Source organism: Virgibacillus proomii (genome assembly GCF_900162615.1).
Classification (GTDB): Bacteria; Bacillota; Bacilli; order Bacillales; family Amphibacillaceae; genus Virgibacillus; species Virgibacillus proomii.
In genome coordinates this window covers 697398-715631 of the sequence record NZ_FUFN01000010.1, presented here as the reverse complement: position 1 = coordinate 715631, position 18234 = coordinate 697398, and the positions used below count along the sequence as shown (strand labels likewise).

Annotated in this window: 10 protein-coding genes, 1 pseudogene and 1 CRISPR repeat array; of the genes and pseudogenes, 1 reads left to right on the top strand and 10 read right to left on the bottom strand. The window is 35.6% G+C overall.

The window, feature by feature from the left end; all coding sequences use genetic code 11:
• Positions 1-15 precede the first annotated feature (15 nt).
• The 9 genes from arcD to BN1066_RS11160 form a co-directional block, all read right to left on the bottom strand.
• Entirely contained in the window at positions 16-1443 is a 1428-nt protein-coding gene (arcD, locus tag BN1066_RS11205) for an arginine-ornithine antiporter (protein ID WP_077319516.1), read from the bottom strand.
• A gap of 36 nt (positions 1444-1479) precedes the next feature.
• A complete protein-coding gene (gene argF / locus BN1066_RS11200; RefSeq protein ID WP_077319515.1) occupies positions 1480-2496 on the bottom strand; it encodes an ornithine carbamoyltransferase in 1017 nt (338 codons plus the stop codon).
• Between the two features lie 230 nt (positions 2497-2726).
• Positions 2727-3968, bottom strand: coding sequence for an arginine deiminase (gene arcA, locus BN1066_RS11195; RefSeq protein WP_077319514.1), 1242 nt, complete (start codon positions 3966-3968; stop codon positions 2727-2729).
• Between the two features lie 400 nt (positions 3969-4368).
• The gene (gene argS / locus BN1066_RS11190; RefSeq protein ID WP_077319513.1) at positions 4369-6036 is read right to left on the bottom strand and encodes an arginine--tRNA ligase; all 1668 of its coding nucleotides are present in this window, start codon (positions 6034-6036) and stop codon (positions 4369-4371) included.
• A 1564-nt stretch (positions 6037-7600) separates the two neighbouring features.
• Entirely contained in the window at positions 7601-8692 is a 1092-nt protein-coding gene (locus tag BN1066_RS11180; protein WP_245799773.1) for an NAD/NADP octopine/nopaline dehydrogenase family protein, read from the bottom strand.
• 861 nt (positions 8693-9553) lie between these two features.
• The gene (locus tag BN1066_RS11175) at positions 9554-10798 is read right to left on the bottom strand and encodes an HAD-IIA family hydrolase (RefSeq protein WP_077319511.1); all 1245 of its coding nucleotides are present in this window, start codon (positions 10796-10798) and stop codon (positions 9554-9556) included.
• Between the two features lie 75 nt (positions 10799-10873).
• On the bottom strand, positions 10874-11638 hold the full coding sequence (locus BN1066_RS11170; protein ID WP_077319510.1) for a class I SAM-dependent methyltransferase: 765 nt from the start codon (positions 11636-11638) through the stop codon (positions 10874-10876).
• A 29-nt stretch (positions 11639-11667) separates the two neighbouring features.
• Positions 11668-12660 carry a thymidylate synthase gene (locus BN1066_RS11165; protein WP_077319509.1) on the bottom strand — a complete coding sequence of 331 codons (993 nt, stop codon included), beginning with the start codon at positions 12658-12660 and terminating at the stop codon, positions 11668-11670.
• Entirely contained in the window at positions 12661-13128 is a 468-nt protein-coding gene (locus tag BN1066_RS11160) for a nucleoside 2-deoxyribosyltransferase (protein ID WP_077319508.1), read from the bottom strand.
• Positions 13129-13671: 543 nt separating this feature from the next.
• Between BN1066_RS11160 and BN1066_RS11155 the strand changes: the two genes are divergently transcribed.
• Positions 13672-15372, top strand: a complete 1701-nt coding sequence (locus BN1066_RS11155; protein WP_077319507.1) for a DUF2207 domain-containing protein — start codon at positions 13672-13674, stop codon at positions 15370-15372.
• 969 nt (positions 15373-16341) lie between these two features.
• Positions 16342-16842: direct repeats of the CRISPR family, unit length 32 nt; unit sequence GTCGCACCTTATATAGGTGCGTGGATTGAAAT.
• A gap of 186 nt (positions 16843-17028) precedes the next feature.
• On the opposite strand, the pseudogene BN1066_RS11150 reads toward BN1066_RS11155, so the two are convergent.
• A pseudogene (locus tag BN1066_RS11150) lies at positions 17029-18207 on the bottom strand (GTP-binding protein).
• Between the last annotated feature and the right edge of the window lie 27 nt (positions 18208-18234).

Genomic DNA, 18234 nt, shown 5'->3' with positions numbered 1-18234 from the left:
TCGCTTCCTTTCTTGTTAAATGGTTATCCTTCCAGTAATTAGTCCACCTATTGCAATTACTGCTAAGACAACAAACAAAATCATTAATGCTTTTTCTATCGTCGTATCCTTTTTTTGAATATCATTTTCTTTTAATGCCCATTTATAAAGGATGATCCCTGGTGCATATAACAGCATGGTTAAGAGTAAATAATTAATTCCGGCTGCATATACAAGCCATATTGCATAAATGCTTGCAATAAAACCGATTATTCTTTCCTTTGTACGTTTCTCTCCTGATTGATATGTTTCACCTGTCATTGTCAGTTTTACTTGATAAAATGCAGATAGCATATAGGGAATTAGAATTGCTGAGGTTGCTAAAGAAAACATAAAGTTATATGCAGCCTCTGAAAATAATAATGTAATTAGAAATAACTGGATGAGCCCATTAGTTAGCCATAAAGAGTTCACTGGAGCATGATTCTTATTTTCTTTTGCTAACCACTTTGGAAACACCTTGTCTTTGGCAGTGACATAAGGTAGCTCTGCTGCAAACATCGTCCACCCAAGCCATGCTCCCATAACCGAGATGATAAGACCAAGGTTAATAACAACAGCTCCCCACTGTCCAACAATTTCTTCTAATACATATGCCATCGCAGGATTCGGCAAATTAGCTAGTTCCTCTCTCGGCATAATCCCTAAAGATAATAAAGAGATTAAAATGTAAATCAGAAGCACACTAATTAAGCCTATAACAGTAGCTTTCCCGACATCAGAATGGTTTCTTGCTCTTCCCGACATAACCACCGCACCTTCAATACCAATAAATACCCATAATGTAACTAGCATCATGCTTCTAACTTGTTCACCGACAGATTCCCACGTAAAACCTCCCTTTCCCCAAAAATCAAATGTAAAGGTATTCCATTTGAACGCAATGATCGCGATAATAATAAACAAGAAAATTGGAATGACTTTTGCAATCGTTGCTACTGTGTTAATTAGTGCCGCGGAACTGACGCCACGCAAGACAAGATAATGTACTAACCATAGAACGACGGAAGCTCCAATAATACTAGCAACATTTTGCCCTCCTTCAAACACAGGGAAGAAGTAGCCAATGGATGAAAATACCAATGTAGCATAAGCAACATTCCCTAAAAACGCAGATAACCAATACCCCCAAGCGCTATTAAATCCTAAGAATGTCCCAAAACCTGCTTTGGCATAGCTATAAATACCACTATCCAGCTCTGGTTTTCTGATCGTTAAATTTTGAAAGACAAAGGCAAGCGAAACTATCCCGATTCCCGTAATGATCCAGCCGATAATGGCAGATCCGGCATTCGATCCGAGCGCAATATCTCCTGCTAAGTTAAACGCTCCTCCGCCAACCATGGAACCGACAACAAGTGCGATTAACGCAACTAGACCCAGCTTTTTTTCGTCTTCACTCATTCTCTACACCTCCTCTTCTCGTAAATCCTCCTTTCTTCAGCTGTTTACAGTCCCATTGGTTGCAGCCATCACAGCTTTAATCGTATGCAACCTGTTTTCTGCTTCGTCAAAAACAAATGAGTTTTTACTTTGAAAAACTTCATCTGTTACTTCCATTTCTTTAAGACCAAATTTTTCATATATATCTCGTCCAACCTCTGTATTTAAATCATGAAAGCTTGGTAAACAATGGAGAAACATCACATCTTTATTACCTGTTTTTTCAAGCATTTCTTTATTTACTTGATAAGGATAAAGTAAATCAATTCGTTCCTTGAATTTATCCTCCTCCCCCATGGATACCCAAACATCTGTATAGATGACTTCTGCTCCAGAAACAGCTTCATCAATATCAGAAGTAATCGTAATTTTTGCTCCAGAATCTTTAGCCACTTCCTCCGCGTAAGTGACTATATCTTGGTCAGGAAATAACACTTCTGGAGAACAGATCCGAACGTCCATCCCAACTTTTGCTCCACCTATTAATAAGCTGTTACCCATATTATTTCTGCCATCACCAACGTAAACGAACTTAACTCCTTTTAAATGTCCAAGATGTTCTTTAATGGTTAATAAATCAGCAAGAATTTGTGTTGGATGAAATTCATTTGTCAAACCATTCCAAACTGGTACACCTGAATGTTCTGCTAAACCATTTACGGTTTCCTGATCAAATCCACGGAATTCTATGCCGTCAAACATTCTTCCCAATACAATCGCCGTATCACGAACCGACTCTTTCTTACCAAATTGAATATCGTTTTTTCCGAGATACTCTGGATGAGCCCCTAAATCAATACAAGCAACTGTAAAAGCACATCGCGTTCTAGTTGATGGCTTTTCAAATAATAAGGCAATATTTTGCCCCTTCATATAGTGATGCGGAATGCCTGCTTTTTTCTTTTCTTTTAAGTCGGCTGCTAAATCAAGCAAATAATTTATTTCGTCTTCTGTAAAATCTTTTAAAGTCAAAAAATGTCTGCCTGTTAATTGATCCGTTAATTTTGTTCCCATTTCCATCCTCCTAATTTTTTTATTTTATTCTAAATAATGGTAATTACTTGTTGGTTAAGTAGCCATTCACCTATAGTTTTTATATTCCATAAAAAAGATTATCTACGTATACATCCTTGTTGTAATCTTCACTAGTATGCCAAGGATCTGAATGTTCACTAGCAGTGATTTCTTGAATGGTCCAGCTTATGAGGATATACACGGCTATGAAAGCACTTAACACATTATTTTTAACTATCCGTTCCTATATCTTTTCTTGATAAAGGCATACTCATGCAACGGGGGCCGCCACGACCTCTGGATAATTCGGAGCTAATTACTTCAATTACTTCAATACCATGTTCGCGAAGCAATTTATTAGACACATAGTTGCGGTCATATGTGACAACTACACCAGGAGCAATGGCCAATGTGTTGGAACCATCATTCCATTGTTCTCTCGGTGCAGCAATGACATCTCCGCCACCACATGGAATTAAAGTCACATCCTTTAGCCCTAATACTTCTTTTAATGTTTCCAACAAATTCGTTTTATGCGTTATTTTTACAGTATCTTCTTCTTCTCCTTTTTCCAGAATATAAATGTCCATTTCTCCATCTTTATTCTGTATTTCAGGATGAATGGTAAATTTATCGAAATCAACCATCGTAAATACCGTATCTAAATGCATAAACGCTCTTGATTTTGGGATCTCCACAGCAACGACGCGTTTTATATCTGTTTGTCGTTTAAAAATATTAATCGCTAGTTGTTCTATTGCCTTTGCTGCTGTTCTTGCACTTATTCCAACTGCAATTGTATCTTTACTTAAAACTAGCTCATCACCGCCTTCTATCGGACAAGGGTAATCTCGATCCAACCAAATAGGTATATCAGACTCCGCATATCTTGGATGATGACGGATGATATAACTCATAAACAGAGATTCTCGTCTCCTGGCAACTTCCCTCATTGTATTAATGGTTAAACCATTTCCTATCGTTGCTGCTGGATCTCGGGTGAAATAAAGATTAGGCATTGGATCTAAATAAAATGGATAATGATTATCTAACAATTCATATAGATGCTTTCTATTCTCCAACGGTATTTCTGATTTTCGTACACCTGCCATCACTTTTTTTACCATCTCTTCTGTATCAAAGGACAATAAATAATCAGCTACTTTTTGAGAACCACCGCCATGGATATTAGATTCCTTCAATACATCCATAACAAATTGCTTTTTTAACTCTTCTGTATGAAGCGCTTCCGTCATTAAATTCGATAAATATAACACTTCAATTCCTCTATTTTGTAACGTCGCTGCAAAATAATCATGCTCTTTTTGCATCATTGGTAAATGTGGGATATCATCGAATAACAAATGCTCTAAATAATCAGGGGTTAAATTTTCAATTTCTTTACCTGGACGATGTAACAATACGGATTTCAGCTCACCAATTTCCGACGTAACTTGTAATGGTTGCTTCATTTAAATACCTCCTCATATCATAAAAAAACTAATTTTCATCATTAAAATCTAAACTTGTCAACAATTAAATCTCATGCACTCCTGTACGACTTAAATACATGGTTTGTCTTGGTGTTAGTATAAACAGATCACAAACAGTTATTCATTGTTTATAAAGGGATTTGTTAAATCATACACGATTATTTTCTTGCTTTTATTTATAACAAATGGTAATTAGGGTAAATAGAATAAAAAATACCCTTTCGAAAAAATGGTGTATTTTTTTACCATCTACCTTAATTCAATAACTTTCTTTTTCTTTTACATTATAGAGGCTATTTTGTTATCTAAATTTAGACACAAAAAAACCGTCTTAGTTGGTGAACTTTTCACAACTAAGGCGGTTTTTAATCTTTACGTTTTACATTTGTTCTGGAGCATGCACACCAATTAGACGGAGCGCATTGTCAATCGTTATTTTAACAGCTTCCAACAATGCCAAACGAGCCTTTGTTAAGGCTAATTGTGTTTCATCCAACACTTTTTCTGCGTTATAGAAACTGTGTAATGCGGAAGCTAAGTCAAAAGCATATTGCGTTATTTTGTGCGGTATTCGTTTCTCTGCTGCATCTAACACAAGCTGTGGAAATTCCCCCAGCATCTTTAATAATTCCTTCTCACTAGAATACTGTAACAGGGAAGCATCGTACTCCGTATAAGAATACCCCGCTACTTTTGCTTTATTTAATAGTGTACAAATCCGTGCATGTGCGTACTGTACATAGTAAACAGGGTTTTCGTTTGATTGTGAACGTGCAAGGTTAATGTCAAAATCTAAATGCGTGTCACAGGAACGTGTATTCATCATATAGCGCATCGCATCTACTCCAACCTCTTCCATTAATTGACGAAGCGTTAACGCCTTCCCGGATCGCTTACTCATTTTCACTCTTTCTCCATCTTCAAATAGGTTCACCATCTGAATAATGGCTGTTTCTAATGTATCTTTTGGATACCCTAACGCTTGAATCGCTGCCTCCATCCGCGGAACATACCCATGGTGATCGGCTCCCCAAACATTAATCAGCTTATCAAAACCCCGCTCCAGCTTATCGTTATGATATGCGATATCCGAAGCTAAGTACGTATAACTGCCATCTGATTTAATGACCACTCTGTCTTTATCGTCCCCATATTTTGTTGTCCGAAACCAGGTTGCGCCGTCTTTTTCGTATATTTCACCGGATTTGCGCATTTTATCCAAAGCCTGATTTACTTTTCCTTCCTTATATAAAGATATTTCCGAAAACCAGTTATCAAATTTGACCCGAAATCGTTGCAAATCGTTTTCAATCTTTTTCAATTCATACTCTAATCCATATTGGCGAAAATACGCTAAACGTTCTTCCTTCGATTGATGGAGCCACGTATCGCCTTCTTCAGTAGCCAATTCTTCCCCTATCTGAATAATATCCTGTCCGTAATAGCCATCTTCCGGCATCTCTGCTTCTAGTCCTAATGCTTGCATATAACGTGCTTCTACAGACAGAGCTAAATTATGAATTTGATTTCCGGCATCATTAATATAATACTCACGCTCTACCTCATATCCAGCTGCTTCTAATACGTTACAGAGTGCATCCCCATAACTTGCACCGCGCGCATGTCCTAAATGAAGATCTCCAGTCGGATTGGCAGAAACGAATTCTACTTGAATTCGCATACCTTTTTTTGGATGCTTACCATAATCTTCTCGCGTTTGCAAAACATGAGGGAGCAATGGTATTAAATAATCACTGTCCATAAAGATATTGATAAATCCAGGCCCGGCAATTTCCATTTTACGAATATGTGTACCTTGCAAATCCAAATGATCGATAATAGCCTGAGCTATTTCTCTTGGGGGCTGTTTAGCTACTTTAGTTAACTGCATAGCGATATTTGTAGCGTAATCCCCATGCTGTTCATTACTCGGTTTTTCCAACAGAATTGGCGGAGTATCGGACTCTTGAACCACTAATTTGGCTCTTAAAATAGATTGACCTACCGCATTTTTTATCGCAGCTTCTGTCTTTTGTATGATATTCATTGGTGTTGTCCTCCTTGTGAATTTTAACTGCCTTGTAAACTATATTAATTCATAATGAAACAATAACAAGAAGCAAAAAATGGAATAGTTTCACTATGTAATTCCCTACATGAAGTCTTCTGTTTGCTTTTATAATGTATAAGCGTTACATAACCATTTTCACCATTTTTAGAATAAATATTATACGTACTTTTACTCACCGTACGAATTGTTTTAATAATCCTTTACGGTAAAGCTTGAAATGGCAACGTGTTGAGCTGCAATAAGTATACCAAGTACATTTTTCTACGCGGTTAATTTTAAGAATTTTACATAAGAGTTGGAGAAGCAGGACAACAAAGAAATACGATACAGCATTATGAATTGGTTTACTTTTTGCTAGTTTGCGTGCTATTTTCAGGTCATTGATTAGGAATTTAAGCTATGACCAAAAAATCATTTGGGTCTTTCTTATGGATACTGTAAAGTGACTGTTCCATCCTTTTAATATCACACCCATTTTTTCCAACTGATTGTATCAGCACCTTCACAATATCCTACCCCCATCATCGGCTTGTACTTAAGCACTACCACATAATCAATTTGGACAGACCAAGGTGAGCCAACATTTTCTGTGAGCCCAATCTGTCTATTTCCAACACTTCTTCATCTAATTTGGCGCACTTTACCTTCATCCCTAAAATTATGTATTAAATTCAATCAATCTTCTCATCATAGTATCTTTTGGTCAAGATAAGTTGGGCTGGCTAAAGCAGCGTTGGCAAAGATAAAAATGACTGCTAAATTCTTTAGAAATTATAAGTTGAGCTTGATATAGAGTTCCTTTTGTAGGTTTAGATAGTCCAATCTGTTCAAACATATTCTTGTTTAGTTTTTTAGAACTACCTCCTGTAACCTTTTCCAGAGTACGAGGAATGAGCCTATGGAAAGGCAATTATTCAGATAGTAAACTTGTTACGTATAAAGTTAAAGAATAAATTAATTTAAAGCACTTGTCTTTTTTGGTAACTTGGGATATCGAAAATATAGAAAAAAAGGGGGGGAAACGATATGATCAACATAGGAATCGGAGTATCTATTTCTGGGGCTAGTTAGCAAAGCTTCTTAAAAGATGGTTATTTTCATATTCTTCCAAAAAATAAATGTGGCAAAATGGTTACACTGTATTTAACAATGAAATGATAAATTTAATTGCTAAACTGAATCTCATATATACTGATTTTATATTTATATTCCAAGTCACTCTCTTACTATAATATAATACGTAGCTTCGTAACTTTGGAGTATCGTTTCCATTTAAACTTTGTAAATTTCTTCACTTTTTACTACAGCTCATAAATTTTTACTACCCCTTCCAAATCCAGATAGACAGACAATAGAAGTTTTTGATAGTTGATCATATCTTTTTTCTTGAAGGTATAGGCAATTATATACTATGATGCAAATAAAAACAGCATTTGACAATCCGACAAATCCTGTAGCTGCAACTGTGATTCTATTCTACCTTGGCATTTTACTCTTGAATATTTTGCGAGAATTTAATCGATCATCAAAAATAACGCGTCTATTTATTGGCTACTTTCTGCTTTCTATCTTCTAATATTTTTCTTATATTTTCCCTTCCTAAACATTCAGGAGTTCTGCCACCTTTACGCATATCCATGTCTAAAGCTCCAGAAGCTACTTCTATTAACGCAGTACAAACCGGGGTTTTTATATTCAACTGTTTCGCTATGGATTCGAGCATTACCAGACCTTGAGGAACATCCTCTGTGATATATCTAGATCTTACAGAAACTGGCCCTTTCGCCCTTTTTGGCATTGTTGCATACTTAAAAAATACTTCCTTCGCATCTAAGGTAGCATCTAATGTATTACGATACTTACATGCCTCAACATATGAAATTCTATCAAATCCAAGCTTTTCTAATACATTCATTTTTTCCTCATCTAATTTTTCTAGAATATTCCAAATACTAGGGGTAAAGACTTCATAATACATTACATAATCCCCTTTTGTTTTTTCAATACGTGGGATACTCATTATTGCGCCTACTGTATGGACAATTAAATTAGGGTTATGCAAAGCTGCCTCAACAACAGATGATAAATATTCAAACGGATATCCCAATTTATCCAGTTTCTTTCGTGCAGTGGATAAATTCTTATTTGGATATACACCTAGAGGATTTCTCACATTTCTAAAACCCACTTTGATAACCCCAGGTTCGATAATACGACAGTCAATAAATGAGCTTTGAGCTTCTACAATCGTTATATTATGGTTAATGCCATGTTTAAGCATATAAGCTGTAGAAAAGTATCCAGGATTAAAAAGAATAATCTGGTCATCTTGAATATGGTTCCATATTTTGAGTATTAAATCTTCATGATAAGACGTCTGAATATAAACAATGATAATATCTGCTTTTGCTAGTTCTGATAAGTCTTTTGTTACCTTATTTATCCTTGTCGTTTTTGTTTCTCCATTTTCCCTTAATGCAATTTTCCCATTGTTTTCCAATAGGTAGTTAAAATTTTCATTATGCATAGAGTTAGAAGTTTTAATTAGTGTAATATCATGACCTTTGATCGATAAATCTCCCGCTACTGCACATCCTGCATGGCCTGCACCTAAAATTGCTATTTTCATCATTAATCTTCCACCTTTTTTGTTAATTGATAACCTCTTTCTATTTAGTTTTGGATGTTAAAAAAATAAAATAGTCGCCGTCGCTTTTTATACTATAGGAAAATATAAAACTTATGGTTCATCGTATAAGAAAAACGATAGCTTTCGCCAAAAAGTCTTGACACAAGCCAAGTTTTTCTAATGAATTTTCTGAATTACACTGTTCATGCACCCCCTGTTTCAAGGAATATTACTTGACGCCACTTTCTATTATACCATTAAACTGTTTCCTTTGAAGTTCACCTGATATAGAACACCACTTATTCCAGTTTCTAGTGTTGGGATCAGTGTGGATTTTATCTCTTATTCAGAACTGAACAAAATGAAGAAATAGCAAAGAAGCTTTGGGAGTATTTCCAGAGGTCAGCTACTAGTTATCAAAGGTGGTTAAAACATTGACTGTTAATACTTTTTCTCAAATACGTTTAATATAAGCCTTTTCGTTAACTTCTTTGTATAGTTCTAGTAAGTGTTCCATTACTAATGAACGTTTGTTCTAGTTTATTCCTTTACTTTGAAATTGAACAGATGAGCACCTGTAAATATAGATTTTTTTGTTTTGTAAACAGTTGATTATTGCACCTTCTTGGTTTTTTGAATTCAAAGATATTATAAATGCGAGCTAGCGAGAGGAACTATAATAGAAAGACATAATAAAACCGCTTGGCAACAATAGCCAAACGGCACAGCCTTCAAGTGAAAGCCCCCAAAAAATAATAGAGCACGTGTTAAAGGTATTCTATTAGAATGAACGTCATATATTTGTATGAGTTTTTTTACTATGATTAAAATATTCCGTTTCATTTTATATTTTCACAAGGTAAACTATCGAATATATGAAACATTTTGTTTTATGATGGCATCTTTAATCCACTTTGGATGCATATGAAGGAGGTCGTCTGGTAAATGGTTTATATCAAAGTAACTGACATCTAAAGTTTCTTCATTTTCCCTAACTAAATTCCCTCCAATTACTTCACATTCAAAGCAATTCGTAATAAATTGACTCACTTTTCCATTAGGATATGAAAAAACTTGCAACTCGGGATCAGAATAAACACCTATTAGTCGACTTACTTTAACTATTAACCCTGTTTCTTCACGAACCTCTCTGATGATCGCTTCTTCCACCGTTTCTCCTGGTTCGACATGTCCACACGGAATTCCCCATAGCCCATTGTCTGCTCGTTTCATCAATAACACACGCTGGTCGCTATCAAATATTATTCCTGCTACACCAGCTTTAATCGTCTCAGGCCAAGCAAAGGTTGGAGAGGCCCAATTTTTCATAGCGATGCTTGAATCAAAAAGATCTTTTAAATTAGATATCGTAGCATCTGGATTACGAAAATCTTTTGCTGATGGAAATGCTTTAACATGTTGATTTGATACTAAAATAGCTGGTATCCCTGCCTGATGCGCACCTAAAATATCCGTATAAGGATTATCGCCGACCATAACAGCTTTTAACGAAACATCAAAATCCTCAAGCGCTTTTTTAAACATATATGGGTATGGTTTTCCAACAATAAATGGTCTTTTATCTGTCGACACCCGAATTGCTTCTACAATAGCTCCGACCGCTGGCAAAGGTCCATTCGGCGTAGGGAATGTTCTATCTGGATTGGTTGCAACAAATTTTGCACCTCTATGAATAAGTCCTGCAGCTTTTTGAATATCATAAAAAGAAAGATCATTATTCCATCCGATCACAACTGCTTCCACATCTGTTTGAGTTTCTGTATAAATGTCAACCTGTTTGCATTCCCACTTTAAATTTTCATCACCCAAAACAAGTGCAGATTTTATGTTTTCACTTTCTAAATATTGTGCTGTTAACCAGGAAGATGTGATTACTTCCTTTTCGCTTGCTTCTATCCCCAGACTAGTTAATTTCCTTACCGTTTTTTCTCTTGTCGTACATGGATCATTAGTCAAGAATCGAATTCCCTTCTTTGCTTTTCGAAGCTGCTTAAGCGATTCCATTGCGCCATAAAGTGGCTCAGAACCTATATAAATAACCCCATCCAAATCAAATAAAAATACATCAAACTCATCAGCTACCGCCATTATTCCCCCTCCTTAGAACAGTTAGTAGAATTTAGTTATTAACCATTCTAATAGAAAAAGTAAATAATTTCACTACTACTCCATTGGTTTAATAGATTTATATATAATAAAGGGAGGAAGTTCCCATTCATTTTTCCAATGATGATCATGATGCTTTTCTTGAATCATTTTTAATTCTTCTTCAGGGATATCTTTCAACGTCGGTTCTAATTGTTCTATTTTTTGAAAGCCCGCTTCATTCAAAAGCTTCTCGTACACTGTCTTCGGCCAATGGAAATCATGTAATATAAGATCCTCTTGGTGTTTTATATGTAACCATTCTTGCCGTGATTCACCACTCATGTATTTTTTTCCTTTTATACCATTTCGAAACGTTGAAAACTCGATTCCTGTAGAGTCAGGGTTTGTATCTAATATAACAAAGAGAGAATGGGGTGTTAAAACCCGGTAAATCTCCTTCATAATCCTTAAAATTTGTTCTTTTTTTTCGGTATTAATAAATACGTAACAGGCCATAGCCCCATCTACTGAATTATCTTCTAGAAAGGAAAGATTGTCATTTTTTATTAGATGATATTTAATATTTGGATGGTTTCGCTTTTTAGATGCAATGTTAATCATTTCTTTAGACTCGTCCACAGCCAAAACATGGACACCCGTTTTTTTAGCCAATCTATACGAGACTTTTCCTGGACCACACCCATAGTCAAGTACACTTGTTATCTTTGGGTTTGATAGAAATGTTTGAAAAACAAACCGAAACCCTAATGTTTGTTCAAGTATATCATTATAAGCCTCAAATTTATTAGCAATTGTTTCTTTTTTAAAAGAAGTCTTCATACTCATACCTCGCTATCATTATAATTGATTTATTTACTTACTTTGGGCCACTTGTTATCTACTAAATGCTGGTAAACTGGCCACAAATGATGGTATAGAGAAAAATCGATTGGTCTTTTATAGGCTATATATTGGTACAAGCTAAAAAGTAATAAAACCTGTTTCCAATATTCGGGTAGGTCCAGCTGTTCGATTTCACTGCTAGTCATACTTATTTGGTCTTTTCTTAACAAGGCTTCATATTTTAATACATGCTCTATGGAAGACCAGTTATTTACAAATGGCATTTTAGGAAACTCATACATTGCCTTCTTATGCTTTGATATAGAATTAGCTTCTTGAAGCACTTTCTCAGTCCAATTGTCATCTGGCTGATAAATGTGGATAGAACCAACATTGTGAAAAAATTCTCCTATTTCTAAATCGAGTTCTCTTGCCATTAATTCTTGAATAAATGTAAAGGAAAAAATGTCACTTACTATTCCACGAAACGCATCATTTGCACGCATATATGATGTCAGATACAATTTGCCTTCTCTTACAAAAAACTGCAAACCTAATGTACAAGAAATATCCATGTTATTTTCTATTACAAGCTCTGTTGCATCAAAAATCTGTATAAACGCTCTTTTGGAATCGGGATCTTTATTTGTCAACAACTCTTTCATTTGGCTCCATTGATTTATTTTGGCATTACCAAACTTAAAAATTTTCGGTCCATATGCTGTACCTGTTAATGTTTTTCCATTCATGGAATACTCGTGCATTTTCTTATTATAATAGCCAATAAAATCAAGGCTGTTGTCACCTGATAAATACCATAAAACTTCAGCAAAGTTAAAAACAATATTTGTTTTTCGGCTAGGTAAATAGCAAACTCGTTCTATCGGATTTTGAATAGTTAAGTGGTAATTTAGTTTCTCACGACTTTTATTTCCACGTGGCGCATTGTAAAATTGTGGCTTGTGATATACATCATCAAGCGTTTCTATATACGCCTCATGGAAGTTGTTAAATCGCATTTATTTCATCCCCCATTTAAATTGCAAGTGCAATTGTTCAAGTTTATCTAAATAATCTTTTTCTTTTTGAAAATAGATAAAAGTTACATTAGCCACAGTTCCAAGGCCTTGGATCAAAAAAGCATAGTCTTCTCCTTCTTCTAATAGCAAAATGATCGGTTTCTGTAGAACGGATGCCCAGCCAATTTCAATATGGGTACCCGGAGAAGGCGGAGTTCCTGGAAAGGCGACAAAAAGATCACAGGTACGAATTTCTTCAAAATCAATTGCTGTACATTCATCAGGCGTCATAAAGTCTTTTCCCCATTCCTCACGCTTATGGGCATTATGAACAGCAAATCCTTTCTCCTCAAAAAAAGTGATGAGCTTTACCAGCTTTTGCTTTTCATAATGATCCATTACCCCCGTTTTTGGATTAACAAGACTTTTAAATGGACCTGCAAGAAATACTTTTTTACGTTGACTCATTTTTTCACCCCTTGAAATAAATAAACACTTCACGCGAAAGCAGTTTTAAAATAAAAGCATTGATTGCGTTACATTTCACTTTTCCTACACTGGCATATATAGTCTCCGGTTGAAAGAATTAAAGACCTTAGTCTTTTCTCAGCTTTCCACAAAAGTGCCCTCTGAGTATTTTTTATAAAAACTCTATAATCATATGAATGTTGTTTTTTAAATGAATATAAACTCTTTTATTCCTTGGAATATAAAATTAAGCTCCTATCTTTGTTAAATAATTACTGCTTCCTCCTCTCCAAAAACAATGATTTCATTTAATGTGAAATCATTGAAATAATGATACATCTTCCATATATTTGTAAAAAAACAGTCTATAAATTGTTATGTTAGCTTTCTTTGTAGTAGAACAAATCATTAAAAAAATGATGCTAGTTGAGGTAATTTAGCAACTCATTTGCTTTTTTGGCGAAACCTTAATTACAAGCACGCTCGCTTCCATTGAAACTTTTACATGCGTTTTTCGTAATACAAACTATAAGGAGGAAAACGATGGTTAAAAAAATCGGTCTATTATTTGGAATCATAATAACTCTATGTCTTATACCCAGCACTGTTTTTGCGGTAGATTTTTCTATTGATCAAAGTAAAATAGAGGCTTTTTTACAGGAAGATGAAGAAATTGAGGTAGTCGAAGAACATACCTATCAGTTCGAAGGAAAATTTAATGGAATGACTCGCACGTTAATTCCAAAAGAAGGATCCTCTATTCATGACGTAACGGCTACCGAAAAAGGAAAAGCGTTAAAGGTAAAGCAGGAAGATGATACCTATAAAATTTATCGACGTGGTGAAGATGAAACGGTCACCATTCAATTATCCTATATCATTGAAGATAGTCTAAAAGCGTATAAAGATGTTGTTGTATTTGCGTGGCCTTTTTTTGATAGCAGCAATGAGACTGCTTATGAGCAACTCGATATCTTTATCCACCCTCCGAAGAAAACAGAGGATGTCGTTGCATACGGAGAAGACGCTGCTTTTGCAACAGAGAAGCAGGAAGCAGGCGGTGTGATTCATTATGCGATGGGATATGTTGAGAGCGGTGAAAATGGTGACATCACTGTTGCTTATGATAAATCTCTTTTCCCTAGTGTTTCCATTACCGAAGATAAACTCATGCTTGAGCAATTACTTGCTACAAAGCAAGAGTTAATGGATAAGGAAAAGGCATTTATTCAGAGGAAAACCATGTTAGAAGATATTTCACCCTATGTCTTAGGTGCATTTACAATTTTGAGTTTGATTTTGTTATTTTTCGCTTGGAGACGAATGCATGTACAAAAACTAGAATTAGAGCGTACATCTGAATCTGCTTATTTTTTACCAAAACAAGAAATGAGTCTGCCTGCAACAATTGCTTATATGAATCGAGGTCAAATTGGTCCTGAGACGATGACTGCAGCTTTACTTGATTTGGAGCGAAAAGGATACGTTAAACGTGATGAAAAGGACAAAAATACATTTATTGTAGTCCATGAGCAAACCGACCATGAGCATGAAGCAATTCTTATTAATTGGCTATTCTATACCGTTGGACAAAAAGGTGTCTTTTGCACAAATGATTTACAGGAATTTACGAAAACAACAACCAATCAAGATATTTATCAAAGAAAGATGGATTCTTATCAATATAGCGTGAAAAAGGAAATGGCTGACCATAAACTGATAGATAAACCATTTGGTATTCGAGCGGCAGCAGGTCTATTAAGCTTGATCATCCTTCCGTTCATCATCATTTTTGCGATCCATGAACTCTATGGTAACATGTCTATTTCCTTGCTCTACTTTGTTGTACTGATCTTATTCGCCATCACTTACCGTCCACGAACATTAAAAGGAGCACGTATTTATAAACAGTGGAAGGAATTTGAGGAAAAATACTCTAATCTACCAGACGCTGAATGGGAAACACTTGTCAGCGATGAACAAAAACGGGCCTTTATATATGGATTTGGTATCAATCATGCCCCAATAACGCAAAAAAATAAACAGCTATTTGAAAATACCACATCATTAACTTACGATTCCGATACAGATTTAATGATGTTCGTGCTTGTTGCAGCAGCTCTTAACGAGCAATTTGATGAGGTTAATTCTACTGTAACAGCAGCGACAACTGACACTACAATCAGTAGTAGCGGAGGCGGAGCTGGGGTTGGGGGCGGTGGAGGAGGTTCCGGAGCCTTCTAATCGTCGTTTGGTTTTAAAGAAAGTGAAATGACGAGAGCGGTACGTGCTTTCGTCAATTTTTTGATGCTTCTTTTATTAATCCTTCCTTTTTTGGTTGTTTCACTTCCAAAATATAGAAAACAGATAGACCCATTTTTGCTATTACCGTAATTTCTTCCGTACTACAAATTCTTCAACATCTTTATATCCCATCACTATTTCACCCTTGTCTACTTATTGCTAGAGTTTTCACAATGTTTCACCTCGTGGCATGGAAGGGCAGATCTTGCTGCCAGTTACATGCGGGATAATAACCCCAGGTCATTTCACACCATAATTGGTTCGTATTATCCTTGATATTGGACTAAAGTAGAAGAATTTGAAGAATAAATGTAGGTCAAAGTCAGGAGAGAACGAAGGCGGATCAAAGCTGAGAAAGTATGATTGAAGCCACGACATCTCCTCAATAATTGGGAGTGAATGCCTCGAAGTTGATACATAAGTTCATAAAATTGAGAGTGGACACACTAAAGTTGAAACATTTCCATATGAAGTTAGAGAGGATGCTTAAAAGTTGAGACGTAAAACTGGAATAGACTAATTCGAAATCGGAAACCCAATGAAAAGCTTCTATTCAGTACTTAAGCACAATAATGGAAATTAGCCTATAATCGTTAGAATATATCAAGCTTTGGTATAATTGTAGATTTCTTTAAACTTCAATTTTTTTATTAGGTAATGTATCTTAACAGATGCTAATAAGCTAAAATTAGCCTATAATAGTACGAGAAAGATTTCTCCAAAATTTTTATTCCATCTGGTGCGAACCTGAAGTGCACATAAAAACCCTAGGGGATTCGCACCACTATTTATTTTATTTTTTGGTAAATAATTGGAAAAAAACGAAGAAAAAACGTTCATTTTTTTACTTTTCCTCTCTAAAATAGGCGGTTTTTTGTCATATTTGTAAAATTTTATGTTAAAATCGCAGTCGCACCTTATATAGGTGCGTGGATTGAAATCAGATGCATAACTCATTTTCGGAGATAGAAATATAGTCGCACCTTATATAGGTGCGTGGATTGAAATATAGCTGCTAAATACGGTGCTGTTGTAGTGGGTGGCGTCGCACCTTATATAGGTGCGTGGATTGAAATATTTCCTCTTGCTGTGCAGCGATAATTGCCTCATGGTCGCACCTTATATAGGTGCGTGGATTGAAATGATTAATTCTGGTGTGTTTGTGGAGTCGTCTGACTCGTCGCACCTTATATAGGTGCGTGGATTGAAATATCTGTAAACAAAAGACGCTTGAACTATGTAGAGTCGCACCTTATATAGGTGCGTGGATTGAAATTATAAAAGAGTAAGCATCGTCGATTATAGTTTCCGTCGCACCTTATATTGGTGCGTGGATTGAAATTGGTTAATACATGCACCATCCAATCATCTGGGTTAAGTCGCACCTTATATTAGTGCGTGAGTTAAAATAGGTTGTAAAGGCCTTAAGATGTGGTCTTGCACAACGTAGTAAGCACCCCTTTTTAAAAAGAGGTGCTGAAAAAATCAATAAACTGAACCTGTAATATATTCGTCTTAAATTTCTGAAATACCACCCGGTTATACCATTATTTAACTAGACAGTTGTTTAAGTGGCAAGGTTATCCCGAAAAACATTTACCTTATTAAGAATGGGGGTAACGAATCTGCGAAAGAAGAAATTGGTTTTTCTTCTTCTTTTTCTGTTACTAAACATTGATTTAATGAAGCCATAACCTGCTCCTTATCCATGTCTCTCCCAATAAAAACTAGCTCTGTCATTCTGTCTCCTGTCTGTTCATCCCATTTTTCAAACAAAGCTGGATCTTGTGCCTTTAATTCTTCTTGTTCCTCCTGAGAATAGCTTGCTAGCCACTTACCAGCTGCTTCTAATGTAATCATAGATCCAGCCTGTGACAAGAGACCTGCTACATCGTTTCTCGTTATTAACCAGAAGAAACCTTTTGCACGAATAATTTCCTTTGGCCAGTTCTCTAACCATTGCTCAAATCATTTTGGATGGAATGGCTTTCTGCTTCTATAAACAAATGAACTAATACCATACTCTTCCGTTTATGGTGTATGCTCTTCATTTAATTCTTTGATCCAACCAGCACCTTGACTTACCTTTTCAAAGTTAAATTGATTAGTATGAAGCACCTGTAATGGAGCTATTTGTCCAAAGCTTGTTGGGATAATCTTCGCTTCTGGATTTAACTTATAAAGCAAATTCTTTAACTCTATATTTTCGTTAGAAATCTTATCTATTTTATTTAAAACGATGACATTTGCAAATTCAATTTGATCAATCAGTAAATCAACAATAGCTCTTTCATCATCATCAGAAGCATGTAATTGCCGGTCGATTAATAAATCCTCTGATCGATACTCCTCCCAAAACTGCTGCCCATTGACAACCGTTACCATTGTATCAAGCTGGAATAAGGTGTTTAAATCTATCCCCAATTCTTAATCATGATATACGAAACTCTGAGCTACTGGGATCGGTTCAGATACACCGCTTGACTCAATTAACACATAATCAATATCCAACTTAGCTAATTTCTCTAATTCCACTACTAAATCTTCTCGTAATGTACAGCAAATACAACCATTGGTCATTTCAACCATATTTTCTTTCGCTCTAACAAAGCCGCCTTCCTTCACAAGCTTTGCGTCAACATTAATTTCACTCATGTCGTTAACAATAATGGCTATTTTTAACCCTTTCTGATTTTCAAGAAGATGATTGAGTAGAGATGTTTTACCTGCTCCTAGAAAACCACTTAAAACGTTCACTGGTATTTTTTTACTCATTGACCTTCCCCTCCTCTTCTATGTACA

What these genes read in the sequence shown, in the direction of transcription:
- arcD (WP_077319516.1), bottom strand. Translation starts at nt 1,443, where the DNA reads ATGAGTGAAGACGAAAAAAAGCTGGGTCTAGTTGCGTTAATCGCACTT.
- argF (WP_077319515.1), bottom strand. Translation starts at nt 2,496, where the DNA reads ATGGGAACAAAATTAACGGATCAATTAACAGGCAGACATTTTTTGACT.
- arcA (WP_077319514.1), bottom strand. Translation starts at nt 3,968, where the DNA reads ATGAAGCAACCATTACAAGTTACGTCGGAAATTGGTGAGCTGAAATCC.
- argS (WP_077319513.1), bottom strand. Translation starts at nt 6,036, where the DNA reads ATGAATATCATACAAAAGACAGAAGCTGCGATAAAAAATGCGGTAGGT.
- BN1066_RS11180 (WP_245799773.1), bottom strand. Translation starts at nt 8,692, where the DNA reads ATGATGAAAATAGCAATTTTAGGTGCAGGCCATGCAGGATGTGCAGTA.
- BN1066_RS11175 (WP_077319511.1), bottom strand. Translation starts at nt 10,798, where the DNA reads ATGGCGGTAGCTGATGAGTTTGATGTATTTTTATTTGATTTGGATGGG.
- BN1066_RS11170 (WP_077319510.1), bottom strand. Translation starts at nt 11,638, where the DNA reads ATGAAGACTTCTTTTAAAAAAGAAACAATTGCTAATAAATTTGAGGCT.
- BN1066_RS11165 (WP_077319509.1), bottom strand. Translation starts at nt 12,660, where the DNA reads ATGCGATTTAACAACTTCCATGAGGCGTATATAGAAACGCTTGATGAT.
- BN1066_RS11160 (WP_077319508.1), bottom strand. Translation starts at nt 13,128, where the DNA reads ATGAGTCAACGTAAAAAAGTATTTCTTGCAGGTCCATTTAAAAGTCTT.
- BN1066_RS11155 (WP_077319507.1), top strand. Translation starts at nt 13,672, where the DNA reads ATGGTTAAAAAAATCGGTCTATTATTTGGAATCATAATAACTCTATGT.